This is a genomic window from Mycobacterium sp. BK086 (genome assembly GCA_004362315.1).
Lineage (GTDB): Bacteria > Actinomycetota > Actinomycetes > Mycobacteriales > Mycobacteriaceae > Mycobacterium.
Genome location: SNWL01000004.1, coordinates 906436 through 932552, shown reverse-complemented (window position 1 = coordinate 932552; position 26117 = coordinate 906436). Strand labels below are relative to the sequence as shown.

The following is a 26117-nucleotide window of genomic DNA, read 5'->3' as shown; positions in this document are numbered from 1 at the left end:
CGCCAACCGGCTACTCCGCCGGTGCCGGCGTCACGTCCGTCCCGGCCCCCTTGATCGAGGCCTTCGCGCGGTTCTCGGCGCGCACGCCCTTCTTGCCGCGCACATAGCCGGTGGCGGAGATCGCCGCCGACAGCAGCGCGTCCTCGCCCTTCACGAACGGATGGAAGCCGACTCCGGCGCCGCCCCGACCCTTGACCGGGATATCGGCGACTTCGGTTACCTTCCAAGCTTTTTCCGACGTCGACAGGATGGCCTCGCCGTTGCCGCACGATACCGGCAATGCGGCGATCACCTCATCGCCGTCACCAGCCAGTTTCACCCCTGCCACACCGTTGCCGGCAGCGCCCTGCGGGTTCACCGCGGCCGGATCGATCCGCAGAATCTTGCCGCGGCGCGTGACCAGCGCCAGGTGGTAGCCGAGCGGGAGCACCCCCGAGCTCAGCAATCCGGTGATGTCCGGCGCCACCGGGATGTCACGAGTCTTGTACGGCAGACCACTTCCGGTGGTGAACTTCACCCGCCCGTCGGTCCACACCGCCCACCCGAGACCCGAGGTGAGCAGCTCGCCGTGACTGTCGGAGAACACCCCGCGATCGTCCAGACGCCAGGACGCGTTGACCTTCTTTTCCCGCGGGCCGTCCTCGTCGGCACCTGACGTCACCGGGACACCCTCGGCATCCAGCACCGTCCGCCGGTCGAATTCCGGACCCTTGAACAGTTTCGCGGTCTCGACGAGCTCCTCGTCGATCACTTTGCGGCGCGCGTCGGGATTGGTCACCAGCTCGGTCAATGCGGCGAACTCGGCATCGAGTTTCTCCGCCTCGGCCTGCAGCTCAATGACGTCGAGCTTGGTGAGCCGCCGAAGCTGCAGTCCCAGCACGTAATCGGCCTGTTCGGCGTCGATATCGAACCGGTCCTGCAAGCCTTGACGCGCATCGTCGACGGTGTCGGATCCGCGGATCACCGCGACCGCTGCATCGATGTCCAGATGGATCGTCATCAGGCCGGCAACCAGGTGGCGCCGCGCGGTCACCTTCTCCAGCCGGTATTCGCTGCGGCGCAACACGACTGAATCGCGCAGGTGCAGGAAGGCGGCGATCAGCTCTCGCACCGACCACCAGCGTGGCACCCGGTCCTCGTCCAGAGCCACCAGGCTGGCGGCGAAGGTCGACTCCAGCGGCGTCAACGCGAGGAGCTGATCGCGGATGGCCTCGGCGCTGTGGCCGCGTTTGGCGGTGACGACGATGCGCAGCCCGTTGCGGCGGTCGGTGAGGTCGGACATGTCGGCCACACCGGACATCTCACCGGATTCGACCAGTGCCCGAATCCGTTCCTGCACAGTGTTACTCGCGACACCGGGCGGCAGCTCGGTGATGACGCAGTTCTTCCCGTCGATACTCACTGTTCCGCGCACGGTGAACGCACCGCGGCCGGTGGTGATGTACTCCCGCAGCCCGGCGGTGCCGACCACGGTCGCTCCGCTGCCCCAGTCGGGGCCGGGGATCATCTTCACCAACCGGTCGTCGGTCATGTTCGGGGTCTTCAGCAGCGCGCGACAGGCCGCCATGATCTCGCGGGGATTGTGCGCGGGCACCTTGGTGGCCCAGCCTTCGGCGATGCCGACGGCCCCGTTGCACAACAGCACCGGCCACTGGGCCGGGAGCACGGTCGGTTCGACCCATTCACCGTCGAAGGTCGCCACCATGGGCACCGCGTGGTCGGCGAGTTCGGCGGTCAGCGCCGCGCCGGGTGCGGACAATCGCATCTCGGTGTAGCGGTCCGCGGCCGGGATGTCACCCTGGATGCGCGGGAAAGCACCTTGTCCGTCAATGACTTTCACGCGCTGGAACTCGGCAGCCATCAGCGCCGCCGCACCGTACATCGACGCGCCGCCGTGCGGGTGCAGGTTGCCGGTGACGGCCGAACAGACCTTGGAGGATTTCTGCGGCTTGTTCCCGGGCAGAAGCCGCGAGTCATACATCTGGTAGAGCAGCCGCCGTTGGCCGGGCTTGAGCCCGTCGAACGCCGACGGGATCGCGCGGTCGCTGACGCTGTAGAGCGCGAAGGTCAGCTGGTAGTGGTTCCAGTAGTCGTCGGCGCTCTGTTCCAGGACCAGGTCGGGGTTCTGCTCCTGATGGTCCAAGGTCAAGGTCACAATGATTCCTTAGTCGAGGTCGAGAGCCGCGGTGTCGACGCGGGAGGCGACATCGGCCATCCACGTGCGCCGGCCCTCAGGCGGCCCGCCGAACAGAGTGTGGTGCAACTTCGGATCACCGTCGTCGAGGTGTACCCGAATCACGGTGCGGCGCTGCGGGTCCAGCACGGTGTTCCAGAAGTCGTCGGCGTCCATCTCGCCGAGACCCTTGTTGCGCTGCACCTCCACCTTGCGTTTCGAGGTGGCCTTCATCTGGGCCACGGCGGCATCGCGTTCGGATTCGTCTTGGCAGTAGATCCGCTGCTGACCGTCTTTGACCACGAACAGCGGCGGCAACGTCACGTACACCATGCCCGCCTTGACGAGCGGCCGGTAGAAGTCCAGGAACATCGAGATGAGGCTGGAGTTGATGTTGCCGCCGTCGGGGTCGGCGTCGGAGGCGAACAGGATCCTGTCGTACCGGCACGATTCCGGATCGCAGTTGTCCCGCACTCCGCACCCCAGGATGCGTTCGATCGAATCGAACTCGTCCTTGGCCCGGGCTTTGCTCACGGTGAAGCCATAGACGTTGGGCGGCTTGCCTTTCAGCGGGAAGGCCGCCTGGAAGGTGGCGTCGCGCGCCGCCTTGATGGTGCCGAGCGCCGAGTCGCCCTCGCACAGGAACAGCTCGGCGCCCGAGCCGCGACCACTCTCCCGGCTGGGCAGCAGCTTGGGCGGCAACGACAGGTTGGTGCCCAGCCCCTTGGCTTTGGACGCGGCACGCGAGCGCGCCTTGGCGCCCTCCGCGCTGCGCCGCGCCCTGGCGGCCTCGAGTGCCAGCGTGGTCCACAGCGACACCGCCTCGCTGTTGCCGGGATTGGCTGCCCAGATCGTGACGCTGCGGGCGACATCGGGAACCATTGCCACGTTCAACGAGCGCGATGACACGGCGGTCTTGGCCTGCGAGTCCCAGGCCACATCGGGTGCGCGGGTATCCACGGCGAGTGAGGTGACGGCGGCGAAATCCTGTGCCTCCGGGCCGTCTTCGCCCTTGGCCAGGCCCAAGTCCCGGATGCGGGAGGCTCGGTCGGCCAGTGCCTCGGACAGACCTTTGACCGCAGCGGTCAGATGGGATCCGCCGCCGGGGGTGCGCACCGTGTTGCAGAACGCGGCGACCGTGGCCGGTTCGGCGGGCCCGGCAGTCAACGACCACCGGAACGGTGTGGGACCGCGGCCGGTGGTGTACTCGCCGCGGCCCTCCACCACGGCACGCACGCCGGGCGCCGGGGTACCTGCGGCGGCGCACATGAGATCCAGCAGGGTATCGCTGCCCCACGGACCCTTGAACGGTTCGAGCAGTTCGGGCCGAACCTCGTCGCCCGGCCACCCCTCGTCAATGACGATCAGGTGGACGCCGGGGGACATCCGCGCAGCGGCATGTGCCCGCAGCAGCACCTCGTTGATGTCCACGCTGGAATCAGGCACCACGGCCGGGTCGAACAGGATGCGCACTTCTGTGCCGTGTGTGTCCTGTTTCCGGTTGCCAACGCCGCGCAGCTTCTGCGTGTCGTTCCTGGTGAACGCAGCGTCCGGGTCGAACTCCTTGCCGTCGAACGTGCCCGGATAGCCGCGGCCGAAACTCTGCAGGTAGGTCTTTCCGTCCCGGCGGACCGACACGTCGGTACGGGCGGAGATGAAGACCGCTGCGGCGGCGCCGATTCCGTTCAGGCCGGCACCCGTGCTGGTGGCGTCGGCGTGCGCGTCGAACTTGCCGCCTGCTCGCGCCGTACCCAGCGTCTTGACGATGCCGTTCTTCCCGGTCGTCGCATCGGTGTCGACGGGCAATCCGCGTCCGTCGTCCGCGACGCTGACCGATCCGTCGGCGTGCAGTGTGATCGTGACTGTCGACCCGCCGTGGCTGGGATCGGCCACTTCCTCCACCGCGTTGTCGATCAGCTCGCGCAATGCGGTGTTGAGCACGTCCAGGCCGAGGTTGACCGCCGGCCGCAGGCGTGTGTGCTGGACATCGTCGAGCTCGGTGATGTCAGCGGCGGTGTAACTCACGTCTGGTCCCTTTCCATCGGTGCCGTGCGGGGCGCCGATGGAATGGTAAACGGCTGGTGTGACTTTCTTGTGTACCTGCAGGTGGCGCTCGTTATACCTGAACGCCGTGTCGCGCTGGCGCGACACGATCTGAATGCTGTTTCCTGCCAATGGCTACGACCCGTGTCGTATCGCGTACCTCACCGGTAGCGCAGCGCGTATCGGAGTACTCGACTACGTGCGAACCCAGGCACCGTCGGATTTAGCCTCGAATCAGCCTGTCACGAACGGACAGCACCGTCGCCGTTCAGCAAAGCCGAAATCATCTCTGGCGCGCACCGTGCTGCCCCAAGCTTGTCGGCCTCAGACGTTGGTTGGAAAAGATATAACGCGCGCCACGCCGAATGACGTGATATTTCCCGTCCGCGAGACGTCGACGGAGGAAGACCGCAAACCCGAGCAGGGCATAGCGCTCTGTCTTTCGGGCGGTGGCTATCGAGCGATGATCCTCCACGTCGACGTGCTCTTGCGGCTCAACGAACTCGGGATGTGGGCCTGGCGGGACCGTGTCTCCGCCGTCTCCGGCGGGTCGATCACCGCGGGCGTGCTCGCGACGACCTGGAACAAGTTGACGTGGAAGGACAACATCACCACCAACTTCGACGAACTGATGGACAAACCGGTTCGACGCATGAGCAAGACCGGCGTCGATGTCAAAGCGGTTCTGTTGGGAAGCCTGCCTTTTGGCCCGTCGGTCTCAGATCGCGTCGCTGCCGCATACCGCAAACATCTCTTCGGTGACGCGATGCTGCAGCACCTGCCGCACAAACCGCGATTCATCTTCAACTCGACCAACCTGGAATCCGGCGTCCTGTTGCGGTTCAGCAAGCCCTATCTCGGCGACGACCGCGCGGGCCGCGTCATGAACCCCGACCTCCGGCTGGCGGTCGACACGGTCCGACCCAACGATCTTGACCGCGCTGACCCCTGTAACGGCTGGACTCTCGCAGCCCCGCTCTCGCACAGGACCGTTCAGCATCGCGAGTTCGCCGCCGCCGCAAGAGGGCAAGGTTCCGACCTCGCCAACTGGCAGGTCGAATCGGTACACGATGCGGTGCGCGCAGACCCGGCAGGCGCCTACTCGCAAGCGGTATCGGATGTGCTGGAGGCGTTCTGGGCCGACGGAAAGGATGACGCCCCGCTCGTACTGTCCGAGTTCGGTGGGAACGCCGTGTTCCCCGGATCGATCGGGATGGGCTTCCACTTCGTGGACTACGTCGTGCACCGGTGGGATGTCGATGCGTCCCGGGGCGTGGACTACGAACTGCCCGCCGACGTGCTCGCTGCCGCATTGCCGTTGGTGCTCGCGGTGCCCGACCGTGACGCCCGAAACCTGGACAGCGTGCTGTTCGACCGCAATCGAATCGACCGACGGTGCAAGTGATTTCGACCGACTCCTACGTTACTTGGGGCGACGACCCGAGTCCAAAGCTAGCGAAAGTCGAGGTGGTTCTACCGTAATGTGTTGCAGAGCAAGATAACTAGAGTTGAATGCGCGAGTGGCGTCACGGATGCGCTCGCAATATTGGCCCGGCGATAGATCGAGAAGTGGCCACGTCGATCTCGATCGGTGGCCGGGCTTTGTGTGCCTTGCACGTGCCTAGGCGCGGGACGGAGATGGATTGCCGATGCCATTTGAGCACGGGGTCACGGGGTGATATTTCGTGCGATTGAGCATTCTTGGACGCGAGCCGAGATGGCTGGGGATTGGGAGTAAGGCCCAGGCCGGTCCGTTGACTCGCGAGCAGAGGCGAAAGGCGCGCCGCAGGCTGTCGGGTGTGTAAGAATTCGGCGGAGCGTAAGGGGGACTGCTGTGGCAGTGGCATCGCGGTCCGCGCTCCAGCAGGGCGTTAAGCCCATGCGCCATCGAGGTTGCCAATGAGCGAACCCATCTCCGCATCTTCTTCATTTGAGTATCTGTCGGTGGCGCATGAGATGCTCGTCGTCGACGAGAGCTCGATGACGATTATCACGAACCACACAGTGCACGTACGTGCCTTGCGTGCGGAGCGGTTCTTTGAGCGCATCTATTGTTGGACCGGGTCCGGTGTTGAGAAGGACCCAAAGGTGCTCTCGAAGCTCGATGATCTTGGCCACGTACACAAGCTTCATGGTCCAGTGATCCGCAATGGGTCGGAGCGGATCTACCTGATCGACCTGGGTAGGCGGTTGGCGGAGGGAGAGGAGGAGATCATCGAGTTTGAACATACGTTCGTTGATGTGGGCAGGACTTTTGTCCCATTTCTGGGTCACCGCGCAAAGCCTGGGCTACGTGATCTGCAACTGCGGGTGCTGTTGCCTGACAAGGACCGCCGCTCGGTGCGTAAGGAGTGCTGGCGCGAAGGCAGCCAACACCCGTATCAGATCGAAATGGCGGATCCGTCGCCGTGCGAACGCAATGGCGTGACATACCACGCTTACGAGTTCCGCCGTGACCGGCCTGAGCCCGGCGACCGTTACCGCCTCACTTGGTTGTGACAGTGCCGTAATCAGATACTCGGCACGAATCGGGTATTCCCATGAAACTATTGCGCGACGAAAGGATGTTCTGATGGACAACGACACCCACTAGGACGGCACCTGCATGGCCGCAGCCTCCACCAATGCCGCTGTTGCGGACTTTGAGGACGCTCGTATCGATGCCTACTTCTATCACTTGTCTGCGAGGCTGGGCACACACCGGCCGGATGTCAAAGCGGTGTGCGTGGCACACATGGTGCCTAATTCACTCCACTTTCTGCCGGCGATCACCAACCTAGTCGATGTTGCTCTTGTGCTTGCCAAACCGAAGTCGTTTGATCGGGCCGAGACCGAGGCGCTAGTCAGCAAAGGTTTCGACGTAGTCCGTTTGCAGCGGGAGTGGTCGGAGAGTCCACAGCAGGTCGTCGAATTCCTTCGCAGTCGTGCGCTCGACCAGCAAAATCTCGTCATCGTCGACATCGGCGGATACTTTGCGGAATCATTAAATTCGATCGCGGCAGCACTGCCTGGCCGGATCTTGGGGGTTATGGAAGGCACGGAGAACGGTGCACGCCGCTATGAAGAGTGCGGCCCCCACGATGTGCCAGTGGTGACTGTGGCGAGGAGCCCACTTAAACTTCCTGAGGACTATTTGGTGGGTTCCAGCATCGTGTTTTCCGTCGAAGCGGTGCTGCGTGAGCAAGCGCAGATTCTGCAAACCCGCACGGCGTGTGTAATCGGGTACGGGAGGGTGGGGCGCAGTGTGGCCGATATCTTGCGGGGGCGCGGCATCGCCACCGTGGTCCACGATGTAGATCCTGTCGCGATGGCGGAGGCCGCCGCTCGTGGATTCCAGGTATTCCGGCGCCTCGACTCCGCACTGCTGCGTGCCACGCTGGTGATTTGTGCAACCGGCGACAAGGCGCTCGACAAGTTCGGTTTCGCTGCCCTCCAGTCTGGTACGGCCGTGGCGACCGTGACCTCTGGTGACGACGAGTTGGTAACCGTGGACTTGCAGAATGCGTATCAGCCGACGAAGGTCTCGGCGCACGTCACTCGCTATGACGAGATCGGAAGCTCGCACCGCTACTTCTGGTTGATTAATGATGGCAATGCCCCGAACTTCATCCACGGCGCTGTGATCGGCCCTGCAATCCAGTTAATAGAGGGCGAGAAGTTGGCGGCTGTTTATGGCCTGATCAGTGGTGCTTTCCCTTCCAACACCTCCAGTCTGTCGGAGGTAGCTGCGGGCGTACGCACGACAGTTGCTGAGGTTTGGAATGAGCACTTTCTGAATGATTGACGTGATCTGCGCAGAACTGGTCGCCGAGCCACAGATCGAACGATGTCAGCGAGCGTGAAGACGAGGCAAGGGTCGGCGGGTTTGTGTACGGCTACCCTCGAGTCGGTCCCGAAGAACACAAGCCTGCCGTAACCCGATGTTGGCACAGTGGGTGTGACACCCTCGTGAAATGGATTGGCCGGTCGCTATCGACAGGGCGTTGACGCCGCGCGATGTGAATTGTGGGCCGTGGGTAACGGTTCCATCGGGTGCGTATGCGGCAGGGCAGAGAGCTCAAGCGGTAGTGGCGTTTCATCACGATGAGATCGGCCGACGTGCTGCCGTGGGACTGGAAGCCGTCACCGACAAAGCACTTCTGCACGCGCTCGTGCAGTTGCCCTGGTGCATTGCCGTGCATACCTCAGAGATGCCGCCGGGCTTGCTTACAGTGGTCGACGCCGCACCCCCTGGTGTCGTCGACCGCGACGGCTCATGGCGCATCCGTCGACTGCGCCCACCGCTCACGGTCGATGCCGTGTTGGTTGGTGGCTCTGCATGGAGATCGGTGATGGGCCGCGTCGCGCACTTTGCTCCGTTTTGTCAGATGATCGCGGTGTTCCCGATCGCTCCGCCAGCGTTCCGTGATGTTGCTTGGGAAGCAGCCTTCGACGGAATCGGAGTATGGACTGGACTGCAGCCCGATTGGACCGAGGCGATCGCACCGAGGCCGTTTCGGCGCCGCGCCTGGAAAGCCGCCGGCTGGTCGTTCCATGAGTACGCCTACAAGGTTGCTACGTCCATGCGCCGCGTGGCGTCATCCGTCGGCCCCGTCGATCATCGAGCTCACATAACGCACGCAGTGTCGGGTCTACCGCTAGCGTGGCCGACAGCGGCGCCAAACTGAGGTGAGCCTCCACTCCGGACAGAAGGCGCTGGGATAGGTAGTGGCGCTGCGTGGCTGGCGGGCGAAGTAGGAGATCCCCGATGAAGTCGTGGGTCGCGTGGAGGTTGTGTGCAATCACCGCTTGGCGGTGGGCATCAACACCCACTAGTCCGTCGGGGTCAAGGCCGCACCGCGCGCAGGCGCCACTGTGGCTATTGGCATACCAATCCGCGTAGATGCGCGGGCTTCGGTGCTCGAGCAAGGTCGGCTCGAACATCCCTGGCAGCCAGCCAACCGAAAAGCCGCCTGCGCGCGAGTCCCCAGGTGCCGCAGGATGCCGTCGACTCGCGCTGCACCCCACACCCACAACCGCCGCGCCATGGGCGAGCGCGTCTGCAGCCGTTAGGGGATCGACCCCGAGGATCCAGCAGTCAGGCAGCGCGCCGACAAGCACGCGCAACCCGCGAAGACGGTCCTTGTGCGCCAAGGGAAGTCGGCTACCAGTGAACGTGAAGGCGACGCGGGTGAATCCGATTTCACGGATCGCGGTGATCAAGCTCTCAACATTGGGCGGATCGAGAAAGCTGGCATGGATTGGCAGCAGCGCGACGACGTGGGCCGGTAGGACGGCCGGATTGGCTCGAATGACGGCCGTGAGCACGTCCCATCGGCCCGCGTCGACATGCAGGCTTGGGGTCAGTACCGCTTGTGCCCCACAGGAGTCCCCGACAGCGTCGGCCCACTGTTCGACGTCCAGGATGGGCAAACCACCAGCGAGATCGGTTGGTTCCTGTGTGGTAGCCGACTGGGTCCGCCAGCAGCCAGCGTCGACGATGAGAACGTAGCCACTGGAATGTGGGAGCTTTGCGACACCGGTGCGCGGCGCGGCGACGACTGCGTCGCCGTGAGTTCCCGCAAAGCCGGCGATCATCGGCTCGATGTCCAAACCAGGGATCGCTGCAGACACGAAGGCCAGTCGAGGCATCGCGTTGTCTGTCGCCACCGTGTCTACTCCTCTGCCCGCTGACGAGGCCGTCTCTGGTGGTTTCAGTGTGAACTATCCCCATGACACACGATTTACTCGTGCATAACTCGGCGCGTTAACCTGCCCTCAACGCCACGAAATGCGCCTAAATAACCAGGTAATATGGTATTTTAGATCCAATTTTTATCCACGATTTATACGGATCACGATGAGCAGTCGGGTAGTGTCCTTTCCCGCGACGGGATCGCCCCGCCGCGGGAGGCCGCCGTCGCGTGCCGAAACCGTCACCGCGGTCTGTCTTCGCCCACAGTGCCGGGCAGAGTTCCAACGAAGGCTTGCGCGGGGCCGCCGGCAGGATTACTGCTCTCCCCAATGCCGTCAGCTCGCGGACTCCGAACGCCGGCGTTCCCGGGCGAGGCTGAAGCACTACGAACAGAACGCTCATCTTTTACGGACGGACGTCCTTGCACATCAAGCGGCAGGCGATGATCCCGAGAACGCTTCGGAAGCGGTGTCGACCGGCTGTTCTGACTTCGAGCTCGCAAGAGCGGTGGGTCGCGCCGAAGCCATCCTGTCGATTTGCGACCGGATTCCCGATGCCCGTGATGCACTCATCGACGAGTTGCAGGCACTTGTTGGGGCAGTAAATCAGCATCTCGATGTTGGTTCACCGCGCACCTAGATCTAGCCTGCCGACGCCCCATTTCGTCTGGTAGCAAGCACTTCATGGGCGCCGACGTAGATGCCTGTGGCCCATAGAGCCTCAACGGCGGACCATGTGTGATTGTGTCCATCTGTCGGCAGTGAAGCGACCCTAGTCCGGTCTCCTGTAGTGCTTCTTATCCGACCCCACGATCACCGGCACAGTGCCGTCGTCCGCGTCGTCAGTCGTACTGGTCACCGCGAAGGCAAACCCAATACCCGCTGCGCGATGATGTTCCGCTGAATCTCCGACGTCCCGCCGGCGATCGTCCCCGAGTAGCTGGTGATGTACCGCGCGAACCAGCTCGATGTGAAAAGCTCTGGGCCGTAAGCGTTATACGGCGCAGTCAGGGCGGGATCGACAAGGCCAGAAGAACCCGCCGCCTCAAGTGCATACCGCGCGGCGTTCTGCTCGGCCTCCGATCCCAGCACCTTGAGCGCCGACACCGCCGGCACGTCGCGTTCGCCGCGAGACGCCTGGCTCACCGCCGCCGAACCCAGCAGCCGCAGCGCGTAATAGTCCATCACCATCGACGCGTAGTGATCGCGATTCAGATCGCCCACCGGCCTGAAGTCCTCCAGCAGCTGTTCCAGCCGATTCGCGAACGCCATCCACATCATCGTCCGCTCGTGCCCCAGCGAGCCGTTCGCCACTTTCCAGCCCTCGTTCAACGGGCCCGCCAGATTCGATGCGGGTACTCGCGCATCGGTGAAGAACACCTCGTTGAAGTCCAGCACCGTCCGGTCGTGCACCGACGGGAACGGCCGGCACACCACACCGGGAGTCGACGTGGGAATCAACAGCGCGCTGATTCCCTTGTGCCGCGGCGCATCCGGATCCGTGCGAACGAACGTGAGGATCACGTCGGCGTCGTGCGCCCCGGAGGTCCACACCTTCTGCCCGTTCACCACGAAGTGATCGCCGTCCAGCGAAGCTCGCGTCGACAGCCCCGCCAGGTCCGAACCCGCACCCGGCTCGCTCATGCCGAGCGATGCGGTCATCTCCGCCCGCAGAATCGGTACCGCCCACCGCTGCTTCTGCTCGTCGGTGCCGAAGGACAGCAGCGACGCCGCGATGATTCCGACGCCCTGGGGGTTGAACACGTGATAGATCCGCCGCCGCGCCAACTCCTCGCGATGCACGAATTGCTGCAGCACGCTCGCGTTGCGTCCGCCGAACTTCGGCGGGTTGCCCGGCAACAACCAACCGTGGTCGAACTGCAGCTGCTGCCAGCGCCGTGCCCACTCCGGAACGTGCGACGTCGACCGGGACCGCTCGACGGTGTCGGCCTCCGCTGGCAGATTCCGGTCCACAAACTCGACGAACTCCGCGCGAAACGCCTCGACATCGGGGTCGAAGGTCAGCTGCACCGACCCAACATATCAAGTACTTAACATTCATGGCGCGGTGCGCTATGACTGAGGGGATGCTCGACGCAGAGAAGATCCTCATCACCGGCGCCACCGGCAAGATCGCCTTTCCGATCGCCCGTGCGCTGGCCCGCAACAACGAGGTGTGGGGTGCTGCCCGGCTGCGTGAGGACAAGGATCGTGACCGCCTGACCGCCGCAGGCATCACGCCGCTGGCCCTGGACATCAGCGCGGGCGACTTCGCGGGGCTGCCCGACGATTTCACCTATGTCTTCCACGCCGCCGTCGACCCGGGCACCGAGAGCTGGCCCAACGCCGTCGACACCAACGCCCAGAAATCTGGCGACCTGCTCTACCACTGCCGTACGGCCAAAGGTTTCGTCTTCTGCTCGACCGGCTCCATCTATGCCTACCAAGGCCAACGCCCACTCAGAGAAGACGACCCGCCCGGTGTGCCACTGCGGGCCAACTACAGCTTCTCCAAGGTCGCCGCCGAGCAGCTCTGCACCTGGATCGCCACGCACTACGGCATCCCGCTGACGATCATCCGGATCTGCTCCACCTACGGCCCCGAAGGTGGCGCTCCCGCCGATCGGCTGCAGATGATGCTGGCGGGCAAGCCCATCCGGCTGTATCCCGACAAGCCCAACAACTACAACCCGATCTACGAAGACGACTACGTCGAGCTCGGGATTCGGGCCATGGAGGTCGCCGGCACCCCGCCGGTCGTCGTCAACTGGGCCGGCAGCGAGACTGTTAGCGTCGAGGACTACTGCGCCTACCTGGGGGAGCTCGTGGGCGTCGAGCCCGTCTTCGAGTACACGACGGACGCCCACACCCCACTGTGGCCTGACGTCAGCTACATGCACCAAGTGCTGGGCGCGACGAAAGTGCCCTGGCGAGAAGGATTCCGGCGCATGATCGAAGCCCGCCACCCGGATCTGACGTTGGGAGCCGAATGACCCTGCCCGGCAATCCCTCCGATGAGACGCCCGGCGTCCTGAAAACCGGGAACGGAGACATCACCACGCTGTTCGTGTCGATGGCCCGTCGCCATCCCGATGGCGCTGACGCGGACTACCTGCGCTGGCACACCCTCGACCACCGCCCCGAACAACATCGGCTCCACGAGGTGCGCGCCTCACTGCGTCTGGTGTCCACACCGGAATGCCGTGCGGCGCGTGCGGCAAGCCACGAGAAATACGACGAGATCGACCACGTCATGACGTATTTCTTCAGTGCGCCAAGCGGACTCGACGGATTCCTCGAGCTCTCCCACGCGCTCGGCGACGCCGGCCGCAAGATGCCGCTGCTGCCGCCCGTCGAGCGCGGTGTCTACGACGTCGCGACCCGCTCCGCCGCCCGACGAGTCAAAGTCGGCGCCGACATCCTGCCGTGGTGGCCGATCAAGGGCGTGTACCTGCTACTCGAAAGAGACGAACCAATAGATCTGCGCGATGTCGACGGCGTCGCCGGCGTGTGGACCACCACGACACGGGACGTCGATCCGACGCTGGCCAATGCGCCGGTCGGTCACTACCTCACCTACTGCTTCCTCGACGACGACCCGGTCGCCGTCGGCCACCGCATGAAATCCCTACTGCACGAGAGGGAACCGTTGCTGGCTGCGCCGTTCCATCCCATCGTCCCGCACGAGTGGGACCGCTATGTGCCGTAAGGAAAGCATCTGATGCGCATCGGATTGATGGTCGGCTCGGACAAGGAACGTGCGCGAGCAGACCGGCTCGACGGCCTACTCGACGACGGAAAGACCGCTGAAGCACAGGGTTTCGCGTCCTTCTGGATTCCGCAGGTGCCCGGTTACCTCGACGCGATGACCGCCGTCGCACTGCTCGGCCACACCACCGACCGCATCGAGATCGGCACGGCGGTCGTCCCCATACAGACCCGCCACCCGCTCATCATGGCCCAGCAGGCACTCACCACCCAGGCGGCCTGCGGCGGACGGTTCACTCTCGGTCTGGGCCCGTCGCATCACTGGATCATCAGCGATCAGCTGGGGCTGCCCTACGACAAACCCGCCAAGCTCGTCCGCGACTACCTCGACGTCCTCGCCGCCGCCTTCCACGGCCCGGGCACAGTCGACACCGACAACGACTCCTACCGCGTCCACAGTCCGATCGACGTCAGCGATGAAACGGTGCCGGTCCTGGTGGCGGCCCTCGGACCCGCGATGCTCAAGATCGCCGGCGAACGCGCCGGCGGCACGATCTTGTGGATGGCCGACGAACGGGCCATCGGCGATTACGTCGCGCCCACGCTGGCCGCCGCCGCGGGAAACGAGACCGCCCGCGTCGTGGCCGGCGTCCCGGTCGCGTTGTGCAACGAACGCGACATCGACGACGCCAAGGCCTACGCCAGTGAGGTGCTCGGGCACGCCGACTTCTCACCCAACTACGTCCGCCTCCTCGAACACGGCGACGCCGAAGACGTCGGCGACACCATGGCCGCCGGCGACGAAGCGACGGTGCGGGCCCGGCTGCGGAGCTACCGCGATGCCGGGGTCACCGACCTCGCTGCCCGCGTGGTGCCCCTGGGCCGAGACTCCGAAGAACGCAGGAGGAGCAAGGAGCGGACTCAGGCCTTCGTCGCCTCGTTGGTCGACGACTTCGCGTCGTGACCCAACCGGTAGGTTGGTCGGGTGGCATTCGTGCACCGTGGCGCAACCCTTCGCCCGACAAAGCCGGAGATCGTCAGTCAGTGGCTCGCGGCGGCCGACTGGTTCGACGCCGATCCTGAGACGGGCTCGACGGCCCCGCTGTCCTACAGATTCGACGACCCCGCTGGAAAAGTCGGTATCGAGGCGCTGATCGTCCCGCATGCAGGCCGATGCATCCAACTGCCGCTGACCTACCGGGAAGCGCCGCTGGAGGGCGCCGAGGACTGGCTGCTCACCACGATGGACCACTCGGCGCTGGGCCGCCGGTGGGTCTACGACGGTGTGGGCGATCCGGTACTGGTCGCCGCGTTCGTCAGTGCAATCGTCGGCGGCACAGCGTCCGCAGCGCTGGAATTCGATGCCGACGACGAAAGGCACACCGCCGCGACATCCGTTCAGGCGCGGGGAACGGGATCCGGGCCGCTACCAACGCCTTTGGGCGTGGTCTCCGTCGAGCGGTCCGAATCCCTCTCGACGGTGCACACCACTGCGGGCGCTCTGCGCATCCCCCATCTTCTTGACCCAGCCGCGGGGGCATCGCCGCTGTCTCTCGTGGGAGAGGGCGACGCGGTGGGCAGCAACCTGCTGCTGGCTGAATTCGTTCCAGTCTGAGGAGACCGATGAACGCGACAACCCAGGTACGGCAGAAGCTGCAACGGGTCGGTGAGGCCGGCCGCGCGGTCAAGCGGCTGATGGAAACCGGGTTCCTCGATCTGACCGACCTGAAATCCACCGTCGAGGTCGCCAAGTACTCGCGGATCTACGGTCCCCAGGCCACCATGGCGATCCTGGGTGGTCGCCGGTATGCGGATCTGCCGGCGATCGTGGACGAGCGCGGAACGCTGAGCTACCAGCAGATCGACGACCAGTCGTGGGCGCTGGCGCACGGGCTGCAGAAGTTGGGTGTCTCCGAAGGCGCAGTGGTCGGTGTGCTGTGCCGTGACCACCGCGGCCTGGTCCTGGCGATGGCGGCCTGCGGCAAGCTCGGCGCGCGCATGGTGCTGATGAACACCGGCTTCGCCAAGCCGCAGTTCGCCGAGGTCTGCGAGCGCGAGAAGGTCACCGTCGTCCTCCACGACAGCGAGTTCCTCGGTCTGCTCGACGCCCTGCCCGCTGAGCTTCCCCGCGTGCTGACCTGGGTCGACGACAACGCCGAATTGCCCGCCCAGGCGCAAACCCTGGACGACATTCTGGCGGCGAATTCCTCTGAGCCGCTGCCGCCGCCGAGCAAATCGGGCGGATCGGTCATCCTGACCAGCGGGACCACCGGTCTGCCGAAGGGCGCTCCGCGCGACTCGGTGAAACCACTGGCGACGGCGCAGATTATCGATCGAATTCCGTTCCCGCGCAAGGGAACGATGGCCATCATGTCGCCGATCTTCCACAGCACCGGCTGGGCCACGTACACCGTCGGCGCCGCCCTGGGCAACCAGATCGTCACCACCCGCCGGTTCAACGCGGAGCGCACGCTGGCGCTGATCGCCGACTACCGGGCCGACATGCTCGTCGCCGTCCCGACGATGCTGCACCGCATCGTCGAACTCGGTGCCGATGTGATCGCCAAGTACGACACGTCCTCCCTCAAGGTGATCCTGGTCGCCGGGTCGGCGCTGAGCCCCGATCTCTCCGAAAAAGTGCAGGATCTGTTCGGCGACGTGCTCTACAACATGTACGGCTCCACCGAGTGCGCGATCGCCTCGGTGGCCACCCCACAGGAACTGAGGGCAGCCCCGGGCACCGCGGGCCGTGCCCCGGTGACCTGTGAGGTGGTGCTCTACGACGAACACGATCAACGGGTGATGGGCAGTAACCGGCGCGGGCGGATCTTCGTGCGCAACGGCGCACCGTTCTCCGGCTACACCGACGGCCGGCACAAGCAGGTCATCGACGGCTACATGTCGACCGGCGACATGGGCCATTTCACCGCCGAGGGGTTGTTGTTCGTCGACGGCCGCGACGACGACATGATCGTCTCCGGAGGCGAGAACGTGTTCCCCCAAGAAGTGGAGAACCTGCTCGAGTCGCGGGACGACGTCGCCGAGGTCGCGGTGGTCGGTGTCGACGACACCGAGTTCGGAAAACGACTGCGCGCCTTCATCGTTCCCGAGCCGGGGTTTGAGCTGGACACCGCGGAGATCAAGCAGTTCGTCAAGGACAACCTGGCTCGCCACAAGGTGCCTCGTGACGTGGTCTTCGTCGACGATCTGCCCCGCAATGCGACCGGCAAGCTGCTCCGGCGGGTGCTGGTGGAGATGAACGTCGAACCCTGAGCCACCGACAGTGGCAATGTGGTCCACATGAAATTCGGCATCTCCACCTTCGTCAACGACGACACGATCGATACGGTGTCGTTGGCTCGCGCCATTGAAGAACGCGGCTTGGGATCGCTGACGATCGCCGAGCACACCCATATCCCCGCCAGCCGGGAATCCCCATACCCGATGGGTGGGGAACTGCCGTCGATCTACTACCGCACCTTGGATCCGTTCGTCACGCTCGCCGCCGCCGCGGCCGTCACCACCAGCATCGAGTTGATCACCGGCATCGCGCTGCTGATTCAGCGTGACCCGATCATCACGGCCAAGGAGGCGGCCAGCATCGACCTGATCTCGGGCGGCCGGTTCGCGCTCGGGGTGGGTGCGGGCTGGAATCTCGAGGAGATGCGGGATCACGGCACCGATCCCAAGACGCGCGGCGCGTTGATGGATGAGCGCATCGAGGCCATCAAGGCGTTGTGGACCGACGAACCCGCCGAGTACCACGGCAAGTACGTCGACTTCGACGCGTCGTATGCGCGGCCCAAGCCAGTCCAGAATCCACTGCCGATATACATCGGCGGCGATTCCGATGCCACCGTCCGGCGGGTGATCCAGCACCAGGCCGGCTGGATCTCCAATCCGGCTCCGATCGAGCATCTGGGCCGGCGCATCGAGCAGATGCGCGAAGGCGCAACCCACGACGTGCGGCTGACGACCTTCGGCACACCGATCGACCTGGATTACTGGCGCGGACTCGACGGCCTGGGATACGGCCTGGTCAACCTGCTGCTGCCGACGAAGCCGCGCGACGAGACGCTGCGACTGCTCGACGACTACACCGCGAAGGTCGCTGACTACCAGGGCTAGATCGCGACGCAACGGGCCGCCCAGATCCGATTTCTGACGGTGTCGGGGGCGGTGATGCCCGCATTCCCAGTGTTGTGGAGTACGGTCCCGTGTCGTACTGTCAACTAAGTTGATTAGCCACCCTATAGAAGTTTCGTCGCCGTCAGCGCCTGTCGCCGCTCACGAAAGGGTCACGGATGCAGCGGGTTTCGATCGGACGCCGATTGAGCAGGCGCTGGATGGTGCTCGTGGCCGTTGTGGTTGTCGCGGTGGCGGGCTTCGCGGTCTATCGCCTGCACGGCATCTTCGGCTCCCACGACGTCACGTCCACGCCCAGCGGTGCGGGCAACGACATCGTCCCGTTCAACCCGAAGCACGTGGTCATGGAGGTTTTCGGGCCGCCGGGGACGGTTGCCACGATCACCTACACCGACGTCAACGCGCAGCCTCAGCGAGCCGACAACGTGACGCTGCCCTGGACCTACGACACCACCACCACCCAGCCCGCGGTCTTCGTCAACGTCTCCGCCCAGGGTGACAGCGATTCGCTGGGCTGCCGCATCAAGATCGACGACGTCGTGAAAGACGAAAGAACGGTCAACACCCTGAACGCCTTCACCTACTGCCTGGACAAGTCCGGATGACCCAGCGCGTAGCCGACTTCATCCGGCGGTTCTCGGTCCTCATCGCCATGTTCTGGCTGGCCCTGGCCGTCGTCACCAACGTCTTCGTGCCGCAGCTGGAGACCGTGGCCGAATCGCACAACGTGTCGTTGAGTCCCCAGGACTCGCCATCGCTGCAGGCGGCCAAACGTATCGGCAAGGTCTTCGGCGAGTTCGACTCCGACAGCTCGGCGATGATCGTGCTGGAAGGCGATCAGCCGCTGGGTGCCGAGGCGCACCACTACTACGACGGTCTGATCAAGAAGCTGCAGCAGGACACCAAACACGTCCAGCACATCCAGGACTTCTGGGGTGACCCGCTGACGGCGGCCGGGTCGCAGAGCGCCGACGGCAAGGCGGCCCTGGTGCAGCTGTACCTGGCCGGCAACCAAGGTGAATCGCTGGCGAACGAGTCCGTCGACTCGGTACGCAACATCGTCAACAACACCCCGCCACCGCCTGGCCTGAAGGCCTATGTCACCGGTGCCGCGCCCCTGGTCACCGACCAGTTCGAAGTCGGCCGCCACGGCACGCTGAAAACCACCCTGATCACCATCGGCGTGATCGCGGTCATGCTGTTCTTCCTCTACCGCCGCCTCACCACGGTGTTCTTCGTCATCTTCACGGTGATGATCGAACTGACCGCATCCCGCGGATCGGTTGCCGTGCTTGCCAATGCCGGCATCATCCAGCTGTCGACCTACTCGACAAATCTGTTGACGCTCTTGGTGATTGCCGCCGGAACCGACTATGCGATCTTCCTTCTTGGCCGCTTCCATGAAGCGCGCTATGCCGGTGAGGACCGGGTCACGGCCTACAACACGATGTATCACGGCACCTCGCACATCATCTTGGGTTCGGGCCTGACCATCGCCGGTGCGGTGCTGTGTCTGATGTTCACCCGGCTGCCGTACTTCAACAGCCTCGGCGTGCCCGCCGGCATCGGTGTCATGGTCGCGGTCATCGCCGCGCTGAGCCTCGCCCCGGCCCTGCTGATCATCGGCCGCCATTTCGGCCTGTTCGAGCCCGCCCGCCCGATGCGCACCCAGGGCTGGCGACGGATCGGCACCGCGATCGTCCGCTGGCCCGGGCCCATCCTGGTGGTGACTGTCGCGATCGCGCTGATCGGCCTGATCGCCCTGCCGAACTACAAGACCAGTTACGACGCACGCGGATACATGCCGGCCGATGCCCCGGCCAACGTCGGCTACACCGCCGCCGAACGGCACTTCACCCAGGCCCGCCTGAATCCCGAACTGCTGATGATCGAAGCCGACCACGATCTGCGCAATTCCACCGACATGATCCTGCTGGAGCGCGTCGCCAAGGCGGTCTTCCACAGTGACGGCATCGCGCAGGTCCAGGCGATCACCCGCCCGCTCGGCACGCCGCTGGACCACACGTCGATCCCGTTCCAGGTGAGCGCGGGCAGCCTCGGCCAGATCAACAACCTGCCCTTCCAACAGGCCAGGTCCGACGATCTGCTCAAACAGGTGGGTGTGATCAACAATTCGATCGACATTCTGCGCCAGCAGTATTCGCTGCAGCAGCAGTCGAAGGATGTCACCGACGAACAGACCAAGGCATTCCAGGACACCGTCACGACCGCCCAGGATCTCCGCAACAAGATCGCGAACTTCGACGACTTCTTCCGGCCCATGCGCAACTACTTCTATTGGGAACCGCACTGTTACGACATCCCGGTCTGCGCGGCGCTGCGCTCGCTGTTCGACGCACTCGACGGCATTGACGCGCTGACCGATCAACTGGGGAATGTTGCGGGCAGCATCGCGAAACTCGATGCGCTGCAACCGAAACTGCTGGCGCTGATCCCGCCGCAGATCGACAGCCAGCAGACCAATCGCGATCTGACCCTGACCAACTACGCCACCAACTCGGGTATCAACGCCCAGGCTCAGGCGGCGCTACAGAATTCCACAGCGCTGGGCCAGGCCTACGACGCGTCGAAAACCGACGACACGTTCTACCTTCCGCCCGAGGCGTTCACCAACCCCGAATTCCAGCGCGGCATGAAGCTGTTCATGTCCCCGGACGGCAAGGCCGCCCGGATGATCATCACCCACGACGGCGATCCCGCTACGCCTGAGGGTATTTCGCACATCGACACGATCCGGCACGCGGCCCAGGAAGCGGTCAAGGGCACGCCGCTGGCCGGATCCAAGATCTACCTTGCCGGCACCGCGGCCACCTACAAAGACATCCAGGACGGTGCGAAATACGACCTGATGATCGCCGGGATCGCGGCGCTGAGCCTGATCCTGCTGGTGATGATGTTCATCACCCGCAGCATCGTCGCGGCCTTCGTCATCGTGGGAACGGTGGCGCTGTCGCTGGGCGCGTCGTTCGGGCTGTCCGTCCTGATCTGGCAGGACATCTTCGGCATCCACCTGTTCTGGATCGTGTTGGCACTGGCCATCATCCTGCTGCTGGCGGTGGGCTCGGACTACAACCTGCTGTTGATATCCCGGTTCCAGGAAGAGATTCATGCCGGGTTGAACACCGGCATCATCCGGGCGATGGCGGGCTCCGGCGCGGTGGTGACGGCGGCCGGTCTGGTGTTCGCGGCGACGATGGCGTCGTTCATTTTCGCCGACTTGCGAATTCTCGGGCAGATCGGAACGACGATCGCCCTGGGCCTGCTGTTCGACACCCTGATCGTGCGGTCGTTCATGACCCCGGCCGTCGCGGCGCTGCTGGGCCGGTGGTTCTGGTGGCCGCTGAAGGTGCGGCCCCGCCCCGCCAGCTCGATGCTTCGCCCGTATGGAACACGCGAATCGGTTCGTCAGTTACTGCTCTGGGAAGACGATGACGGGATAGCCCGAACGCAGACGAGAGGAGAAAGCACGTGAACCTCGGCCCGTGGGGTGATCTGACCATTCTCGCCGCCGTCTTGGCGGTCGTCTTTGCCACGTGCGTCTTCGTCTACATCACCCGGTTGGAACGGCGGACCTCGCATCCGATGGGTGACCAGATAGGCGCCCACAAGGCGGTGCTGGCCAAAGTCCGTAAACGCGAACCACTTACGCGCGACGAATTCGACTACGCGTCCGAACTGGTCGCCGACGCTCGTTCGCCGCTGGCCTACGCGATCCCTGCCGCGCTGTTCACCATGGGCTTCTTCTACGTGGTGGGGTGCCTGTTCATGCTGCACCTCGACGGTGGCCATCCGTCGTTCCGGACCTTCATCGGCGGCATCCCGATGCTTACCTCGATGAACATGGCCGCTCAGCTGCGTCGTGTCGCGGGCATGAAGGGCAAGCTGCGGGATATCGCCGTGCTGGACGACGAGTCGACCGACGAGTTCACTGCCGTTGGCAGCAAATGACTTTGGTCGTCACCGCCGGTTAGCGCCCGCCGTTTCGGTGCTGCCGCTTCTCGTACATGGCGCGGTCAGCCAAATCGAGCACGGTGTCGATCGAGCGCCCGTCGCCCGCAACGTGGGCCGCGCTTCCGATCGTCACGCCAACCGGGATCTGCGTGCCGTCGCCGAGGGTGACCGGCATGCTGTCCAATTCGCCGGTGATCTGGTCGGCCATCCGGGCGAGCTCGTTTTCGTCGACGGTGTCGGTGATGACCAAGAATTCGTCGCCACCCCAACGGGCGACGATGTCGTTGTCACTGGCGGCATCGCGCAGGCGGCAGGCCACCTCCACCAGTAGCCGGTCACCGGCGCGGTGTCCGCACTGATCGTTCACTGCTTTGAACCGCTCGATATCGCAGAACAGAACGCCGTACCCCGCCCCACTGGCTTCGAGCTGTTCGAGGCGGTTCCAGCCGGCCGACCGGTTGGCGATCGCGGTGAGGGGGTCGGTGGCGGCCTGACGGGCCAGGTCCGCCTCGCGGATGCGGTCGGCTGTCACATCGACGATCTGAGATACGAAGTAACGCGGGCGATCTCGGGGCGCGTGCACGATGACGACGGTCAGTGCCCCCCACACGATGCTCCCGTCCGCCGCGATGTAGCGCTTGTCGATCCGGTAGGAGCGCCGACGGCCGTCCAGACATTCCTTGAGCAAGGTCACATCGGCATCGAGGTCATCGGGGTGGGTGATCTCCTGGAACGTGAGTTCGGCCAGCTCCCACTTGCTGTATCCGAGCATCGCGCGCAATGCACGATTGGTACGCAGGAACGTGCCGTCCAGCCCGACGACGGCCATGCCGATCGGTGAATGCGCAAGCGCCAGTTCGAATCGACGCTCGCCGAGCAGGTCGACTTCCGTGTGAAGCAGGTCGGCGGGCTCCGCGGTGACCTCGGCGGGCTCGAAGCCGTGCCCGAGCGGCCGTGGCCGGCTGAGGTAGAACCCCTGAACCGCCCCGATCCCGACCGCGGCCACGGTGTCGAGTTCGCCTTGGCTCTCAACACCTTCGGCGATCACGGTCGCGCCCATCTGCCCGGCGAGTTCGGCGATTGCGTGGGCGAGTCGCCGCCGGGCGTCGTCGACGTCGATATGTCGGGTGATCGACTGGTCGATCTTGACGAACTCCGGACTCAACTCCAGCACGTGCGAGAAGGAGGAGAACCCGGCGCCAACGTCGTCGACCGCGATCCGGACGCCCCGTGACCGGCACGGTTCGAGGGCTTCGTCCAGCGCACCGTAGTCCAGGACGGCGTCATGTTCGGTGAGTTCCAGCACAATTCGCGAGGGGTCGACGTCGGCGAGCATCTGTGCCCACGGAGCGACCAGCGCCGCTCCCGGCGAGAGGTTCATCGCGACGAAGATCTCTTCCGGCAGCCGCGGCACCAGGGAGATGACTCGCGCCAGAATGGCCGTCTCCAATTCGATTCCCAGACCCAGCAGTGCTGCCTGGGCCAGAAAGGCATCGGGGCGGAACGGTGCGCGTGGGAACCGGGCGAGCGCCTCGACACCCATCACCTTTCCCGACGTCACATCATGGACAGGTTGGAATACCACCTCGAAGTCTCGCTGGTACACCACTTTTCGGATGGCTGCGCGCTGCGCGGCGGTGGTATCCGGTCCCTTGTTCGGGGACTCGATCAGCGTCCCGATGAGCTCGGCGACCTGTCTGACGACGCGCAGGTCGATATCGGCAAGGTATGGCTTGGCGTGACGGCTGACCGCGCACACCATCCCGACCGTCGCGCCGGCAGGGCTGAGCACCGGCACACCCACGTAGGCGCCGAGATTCCAGTCGCCGGTGACCGGCAGTGCGGCGGTCGTCTGATTGGCGGCGGTGTCCGGAATGATCGCGGGCAACCGTCCGTCGATAACCCGCACGCAATACGAATCGGACAGTGACGCTCGGTCACCCGCCGAGAGATTCACCGCCGCGGTATCGCCGTCGAGCACCTCCATCGTTTGCATTCCGTCGCGAAAGGAGGAAAGCCAGGCGGTGTCAAGACCGAGCCGGCTCCGCAGCAGGCTCAACAGGGTACGGACAAGTTCGACGGGAATCTCTGGCCCGTCGTCTGAGAGAGGCTCGCCGTCCCCCTCGAACCGCATAGCCACTAGTAGACCGCACTGCCAGCTAATCTGCACCGGAATGCCAGGGTCGATACCGCTGTTGCGCGAGAAGCGACTTTCACGGACCTGGAGGCGGCGAACGATGGGGCAGGCACACGATCAGCCCGCGACACGGGAGCGTGCCGTCTTGCCTGCGGTGTTGGCGGTGCTGTTCGTCACGGGTTGGGCGGCGAACCACTTCACCGCATTGCTGCCGGTGCTGGCTCGCAGCGAGGGACTTGGCCGGGCAACGCTTGACGGCGCATTCGGCATTTATGCGGTCGGCTTGCTGCCCGGTTTGCTCGGTGGCGGAACACTGTCCGACCGGTGGGGCCGTAGGCCTCTGTTGCTGTCCGGTGCCGTCGTCGCAGGCCTGGGAAATCTCACGTTGCTCTGCTGGCACGACCAAACAGGAGTGTTCGTTGGCAGGCTCATCGTCGGCGTGGGTGTCGGGGTGGCGATGAGCGCAGGCACCGCGTGGAGCGCAGATCTCGGCGGCGGTGCGGGTTCGGTGCTCGCCGGTGTGTCGCTGAGCGCCGGATTCGGTTGCGGTCCCGTCATTTCCGCGCTGCTCGCCCAATTCACGACTGCGCCGGCCGATGTCCCGTTCGCGGTCTCGGTCGGTTTGTCTGTCAGTGCGGTGCTGGCCGGCGTCGTCCTGACGCACGCAGCCGAGGCGTCTGCCCCGTTCGTGTCCGGGCCGCATGTTCCCGCGGAGGCGGGTACCGGACAAGGGGTGGCGGCCGCACTCGGTGCGGCATTGCCGTTGGCGGTGTGGGTTTTCGCCAGCGCGACAGTGGCAATGGTGACAATGGTCGAGCGGATGCACTACCTCGTCAACGGTCCGTTGCTGCCAGGGATGGCCGCGGCGCTGACGCTGACGTCAGGTGTCGTCATCCAGATGATCGCCCGGCGCCGGGCCTGGGGTCCGCGGGCCGGGGCAGTCGGAGCGCTGGCCGCCGCAATCGGATTCGGCGCCGTCGCCGCGGCGGGACCAAGGCCGGCACTGGCCGTCTTCGTCGCCGTCGCGCTCGTGCTCGGCATCGCCTACGGCTTGTGCCTGCGGCAGGGCCTGGTCGATGTGGAAACCCGGTCACCACCGCGGCTGCGCGGAACGTTGACCGGCATCTTCTGGGCGGTCACCTACCTGGGCTTCGGTCTGCCGGTGCTGCTGGTCGCGATCGAGCCTGTCGTCGGGGCCACCGCTCCGATGATCGTGCTCAGCGCCGCTGCGGCCGTCGTCGCCGGCCTGCGCGGCATCCGGGGTCTATCCTCGAAACGTGTTGCCGTACCAGCTGTTTCGGATCATGCGGAGAGCAACACGTCAAACTTCTGAATAAAGTCCGGACTTCAGCTAATTTGACCCGGTGAGACTGCTCATCGGATACCTCGCCACCCCTGGCGGTGCCGACGCACTGGCACTTGGTGTGCGGCTGGCCAGATCGTTCGATGCCGAACTTGACATCTGCGCGGTGCTGCCGGTTCCCGTTCCCCTGAACATGGAATACCAGGGCGAGCTCGGCGACCAGGCCGAGCAATGGCTCGACGACGCATTGAAATCGGTGCCCGACGACATCACCGCGCACACCCACGTGAGCTTCCACGAATCCTTCGCCGAGGGCATCAGCCACGAAGCCGAGCGCCTGGGCGCGGCGGCGATCGTCGTCGGCGGATCGGGTGGCGGCCTGGCGGGGGGATTCTCCCTCGGCTCCGTCGTCAACGAACTCCTGCACTCGGCGCCGGTCCCCGTCGTCGTCGCACCGCGGGGCCTGCGGCACTCGGACGTCGAACGAATCCGCAGCGTCACCTGCGCGGTGGGCACGCGACCGGGCGCCGAGCATCTGCTCGATCTCGCCGTGCGCGTCAGTACCGCAGCGGGGACTCCGTTGCGGCTGGTCTCGCTTGTCCCGCAGGACCAGTACGGCTCGAGGAACGAGACCGGCCCGCAGGCGATTCGGCAACAGGCGATCGACCACGCGGCGGCAACGCTGGCCGCCGCCAGGTCCTCGCTGCCGCAGGGATTCCCGGTCTCGGTGGTGGTCGCCGATGGTGCCACGGTGGAGGCGGCGGTCGAGAAGCTCGACTGGCGCGACGGCGATCTCATCATGGTCGGCTCCAGCCGGCTGGCTCAACCCAGACGGCTGTTCCTCGGCTCGACGGCGGCGAAGATGCTGCGGGTCTTGCATGTCCCACTGGTCGTCGTCCCCCGTCAAGAAGGGTAAAAGCCTTGTCTGCGAGCATATCTGCGCCCAAGTCGCATCTGTCGAG

19 protein-coding genes are annotated in these 26117 nt (G+C 64.8%); 14 read left to right on the top strand and 5 right to left on the bottom strand.

All coding sequences use genetic code 11. From position 1 onward, the window contains the following. Window positions 1–10: 10 nt before the first annotated feature. On the bottom strand, window positions 11–2155 hold the full coding sequence (locus tag EV580_RS15200; RefSeq protein WP_133691982.1) for a DNA gyrase subunit A: 2145 nt from the start codon (window positions 2153–2155) through the stop codon (window positions 11–13). A 9-nt stretch (window positions 2156–2164) separates the two neighbouring features. After that, complete coding sequence (locus tag EV580_RS15195; protein WP_133691981.1) at window positions 2165–4198, bottom strand: toprim domain-containing protein; 2034 nt, start codon at window positions 4196–4198, stop codon at window positions 2165–2167. A 388-nt stretch (window positions 4199–4586) separates the two neighbouring features. Here EV580_RS15195 and EV580_RS34250 point away from each other — a divergent pair, with 388 nt between their 5' ends. The 3 genes from EV580_RS34250 to EV580_RS15180 all read left to right on the top strand — a co-directional run bounded on the left by EV580_RS34250 (window position 4587) and on the right by EV580_RS15180 (window position 8000). Further along, the gene (locus EV580_RS34250; protein WP_286171568.1) at window positions 4587–5621 is read left to right on the top strand and encodes a maleylpyruvate isomerase family mycothiol-dependent enzyme; all 1035 of its coding nucleotides are present in this window, start codon (window positions 4587–4589) and stop codon (window positions 5619–5621) included. A gap of 494 nt (window positions 5622–6115) precedes the next feature. Continuing rightward, a complete protein-coding gene (locus EV580_RS15185) occupies window positions 6116–6715 on the top strand; it encodes a hypothetical protein (protein WP_133691980.1) in 600 nt (199 codons plus the stop codon). 106 nt (window positions 6716–6821) lie between these two features. Next, on the top strand, window positions 6822–8000 hold the full coding sequence (locus tag EV580_RS15180; protein WP_133691979.1) for an NAD(P)-dependent oxidoreductase: 1179 nt from the start codon (window positions 6822–6824) through the stop codon (window positions 7998–8000). A gap of 770 nt (window positions 8001–8770) precedes the next feature. On the opposite strand, the gene EV580_RS15175 is transcribed toward EV580_RS15180, so the two are convergent. Both EV580_RS15175 and EV580_RS15170 read right to left on the bottom strand, forming a co-directional pair. After that, on the bottom strand, window positions 8771–9865 hold the full coding sequence (locus tag EV580_RS15175) for a hypothetical protein (protein WP_133691978.1): 1095 nt from the start codon (window positions 9863–9865) through the stop codon (window positions 8771–8773). Window positions 9866–10744: 879 nt separating this feature from the next. Further along, window positions 10745–11920, bottom strand: a complete 1176-nt coding sequence (locus tag EV580_RS15170) for an acyl-CoA dehydrogenase family protein (RefSeq protein ID WP_133691977.1) — start codon at window positions 11918–11920, stop codon at window positions 10745–10747. 56 nt (window positions 11921–11976) lie between these two features. On the opposite strand from EV580_RS15170, the gene EV580_RS15165 reads away from it, so the two are divergent. From EV580_RS15165 to EV580_RS15125, 9 genes are all read left to right on the top strand, one after another. Next, on the top strand, window positions 11977–12882 hold the full coding sequence (locus EV580_RS15165) for an NAD-dependent epimerase/dehydratase family protein (RefSeq protein WP_133692256.1): 906 nt from the start codon (window positions 11977–11979) through the stop codon (window positions 12880–12882). Continuing rightward, window positions 12879–13598 (top strand): hypothetical protein, encoded by a 720-nt coding sequence (locus EV580_RS15160; protein WP_133691976.1) that lies wholly within the window; start codon window positions 12879–12881, stop codon window positions 13596–13598. Before EV580_RS15165 ends, EV580_RS15160 begins: the two co-directional genes overlap by 4 nt. Before the next feature lie 12 nt (window positions 13599–13610). Beyond that, window positions 13611–14561 carry a TIGR03564 family F420-dependent LLM class oxidoreductase gene (locus tag EV580_RS15155; RefSeq protein ID WP_133691975.1) on the top strand — a complete coding sequence of 317 codons (951 nt, stop codon included), beginning with the start codon at window positions 13611–13613 and terminating at the stop codon, window positions 14559–14561. Between the two features lie 21 nt (window positions 14562–14582). Then, complete coding sequence (locus tag EV580_RS15150; protein WP_133691974.1) at window positions 14583–15212, top strand: maltokinase N-terminal cap-like domain-containing protein; 630 nt, start codon at window positions 14583–14585, stop codon at window positions 15210–15212. Between the two features lie 8 nt (window positions 15213–15220). Continuing rightward, entirely contained in the window at window positions 15221–16870 is a 1650-nt protein-coding gene (locus EV580_RS15145) for an acyl-CoA synthetase (protein WP_133691973.1), read from the top strand. A 27-nt stretch (window positions 16871–16897) separates the two neighbouring features. Further along, window positions 16898–17725 (top strand): LLM class F420-dependent oxidoreductase, encoded by an 828-nt coding sequence (locus EV580_RS15140; protein WP_133691972.1) that lies wholly within the window; start codon window positions 16898–16900, stop codon window positions 17723–17725. 176 nt (window positions 17726–17901) lie between these two features. Further along, window positions 17902–18348 carry an MmpS family transport accessory protein gene (locus tag EV580_RS15135; protein WP_133691971.1) on the top strand — a complete coding sequence of 149 codons (447 nt, stop codon included), beginning with the start codon at window positions 17902–17904 and terminating at the stop codon, window positions 18346–18348. Continuing rightward, window positions 18345–21236, top strand: coding sequence for an MMPL/RND family transporter (locus EV580_RS15130; RefSeq protein ID WP_133691970.1), 2892 nt, complete (start codon window positions 18345–18347; stop codon window positions 21234–21236). Before EV580_RS15135 ends, EV580_RS15130 begins: the two co-directional genes overlap by 4 nt. Beyond that, on the top strand, window positions 21233–21712 hold the full coding sequence (locus EV580_RS15125; protein WP_133691969.1) for a hypothetical protein: 480 nt from the start codon (window positions 21233–21235) through the stop codon (window positions 21710–21712). Before EV580_RS15130 ends, EV580_RS15125 begins: the two co-directional genes overlap by 4 nt. Before the next feature lie 19 nt (window positions 21713–21731). Here the strand turns inward: EV580_RS15125 and EV580_RS15120 are convergent, their stop codons facing one another. Further along, a complete protein-coding gene (locus EV580_RS15120) occupies window positions 21732–23849 on the bottom strand; it encodes an EAL domain-containing protein (RefSeq protein WP_133691968.1) in 2118 nt (705 codons plus the stop codon). A 103-nt stretch (window positions 23850–23952) separates the two neighbouring features. Here EV580_RS15120 and EV580_RS15115 point away from each other — a divergent pair, with 103 nt between their 5' ends. Then, on the top strand, window positions 23953–25185 hold the full coding sequence (locus EV580_RS15115) for an MFS transporter (protein WP_133691967.1): 1233 nt from the start codon (window positions 23953–23955) through the stop codon (window positions 25183–25185). A 31-nt stretch (window positions 25186–25216) separates the two neighbouring features. Then, the gene (locus EV580_RS15110) at window positions 25217–26071 is read left to right on the top strand and encodes a universal stress protein (RefSeq protein ID WP_133691966.1); all 855 of its coding nucleotides are present in this window, start codon (window positions 25217–25219) and stop codon (window positions 26069–26071) included. The last annotated feature ends 46 nt before the right edge of the window (window positions 26072–26117 follow it).

Coding starts and splice junctions, on each gene's coding strand:
- EV580_RS15165 (WP_133692256.1), top strand. CDS start 11,977: ATGCTCGACGCAGAGAAGATCCTCATCACCGGCGCCACCGGCAAGATC.
- EV580_RS15130 (WP_133691970.1), top strand. CDS start 18,345: ATGACCCAGCGCGTAGCCGACTTCATCCGGCGGTTCTCGGTCCTCATC.
- EV580_RS15140 (WP_133691972.1), top strand. CDS start 16,898: ATGAAATTCGGCATCTCCACCTTCGTCAACGACGACACGATCGATACG.
- EV580_RS15120 (WP_133691968.1), bottom strand. CDS start 23,849: ATGCGGTTCGAGGGGGACGGCGAGCCTCTCTCAGACGACGGGCCAGAG.
- EV580_RS15180 (WP_133691979.1), top strand. CDS start 6,822: ATGGCCGCAGCCTCCACCAATGCCGCTGTTGCGGACTTTGAGGACGCT.
- EV580_RS15145 (WP_133691973.1), top strand. CDS start 15,221: ATGAACGCGACAACCCAGGTACGGCAGAAGCTGCAACGGGTCGGTGAG.
- EV580_RS15155 (WP_133691975.1), top strand. CDS start 13,611: ATGCGCATCGGATTGATGGTCGGCTCGGACAAGGAACGTGCGCGAGCA.
- EV580_RS15160 (WP_133691976.1), top strand. CDS start 12,879: ATGACCCTGCCCGGCAATCCCTCCGATGAGACGCCCGGCGTCCTGAAA.
- EV580_RS15185 (WP_133691980.1), top strand. CDS start 6,116: ATGAGCGAACCCATCTCCGCATCTTCTTCATTTGAGTATCTGTCGGTG.
- EV580_RS15135 (WP_133691971.1), top strand. CDS start 17,902: ATGCAGCGGGTTTCGATCGGACGCCGATTGAGCAGGCGCTGGATGGTG.
- EV580_RS15115 (WP_133691967.1), top strand. CDS start 23,953: ATGGGGCAGGCACACGATCAGCCCGCGACACGGGAGCGTGCCGTCTTG.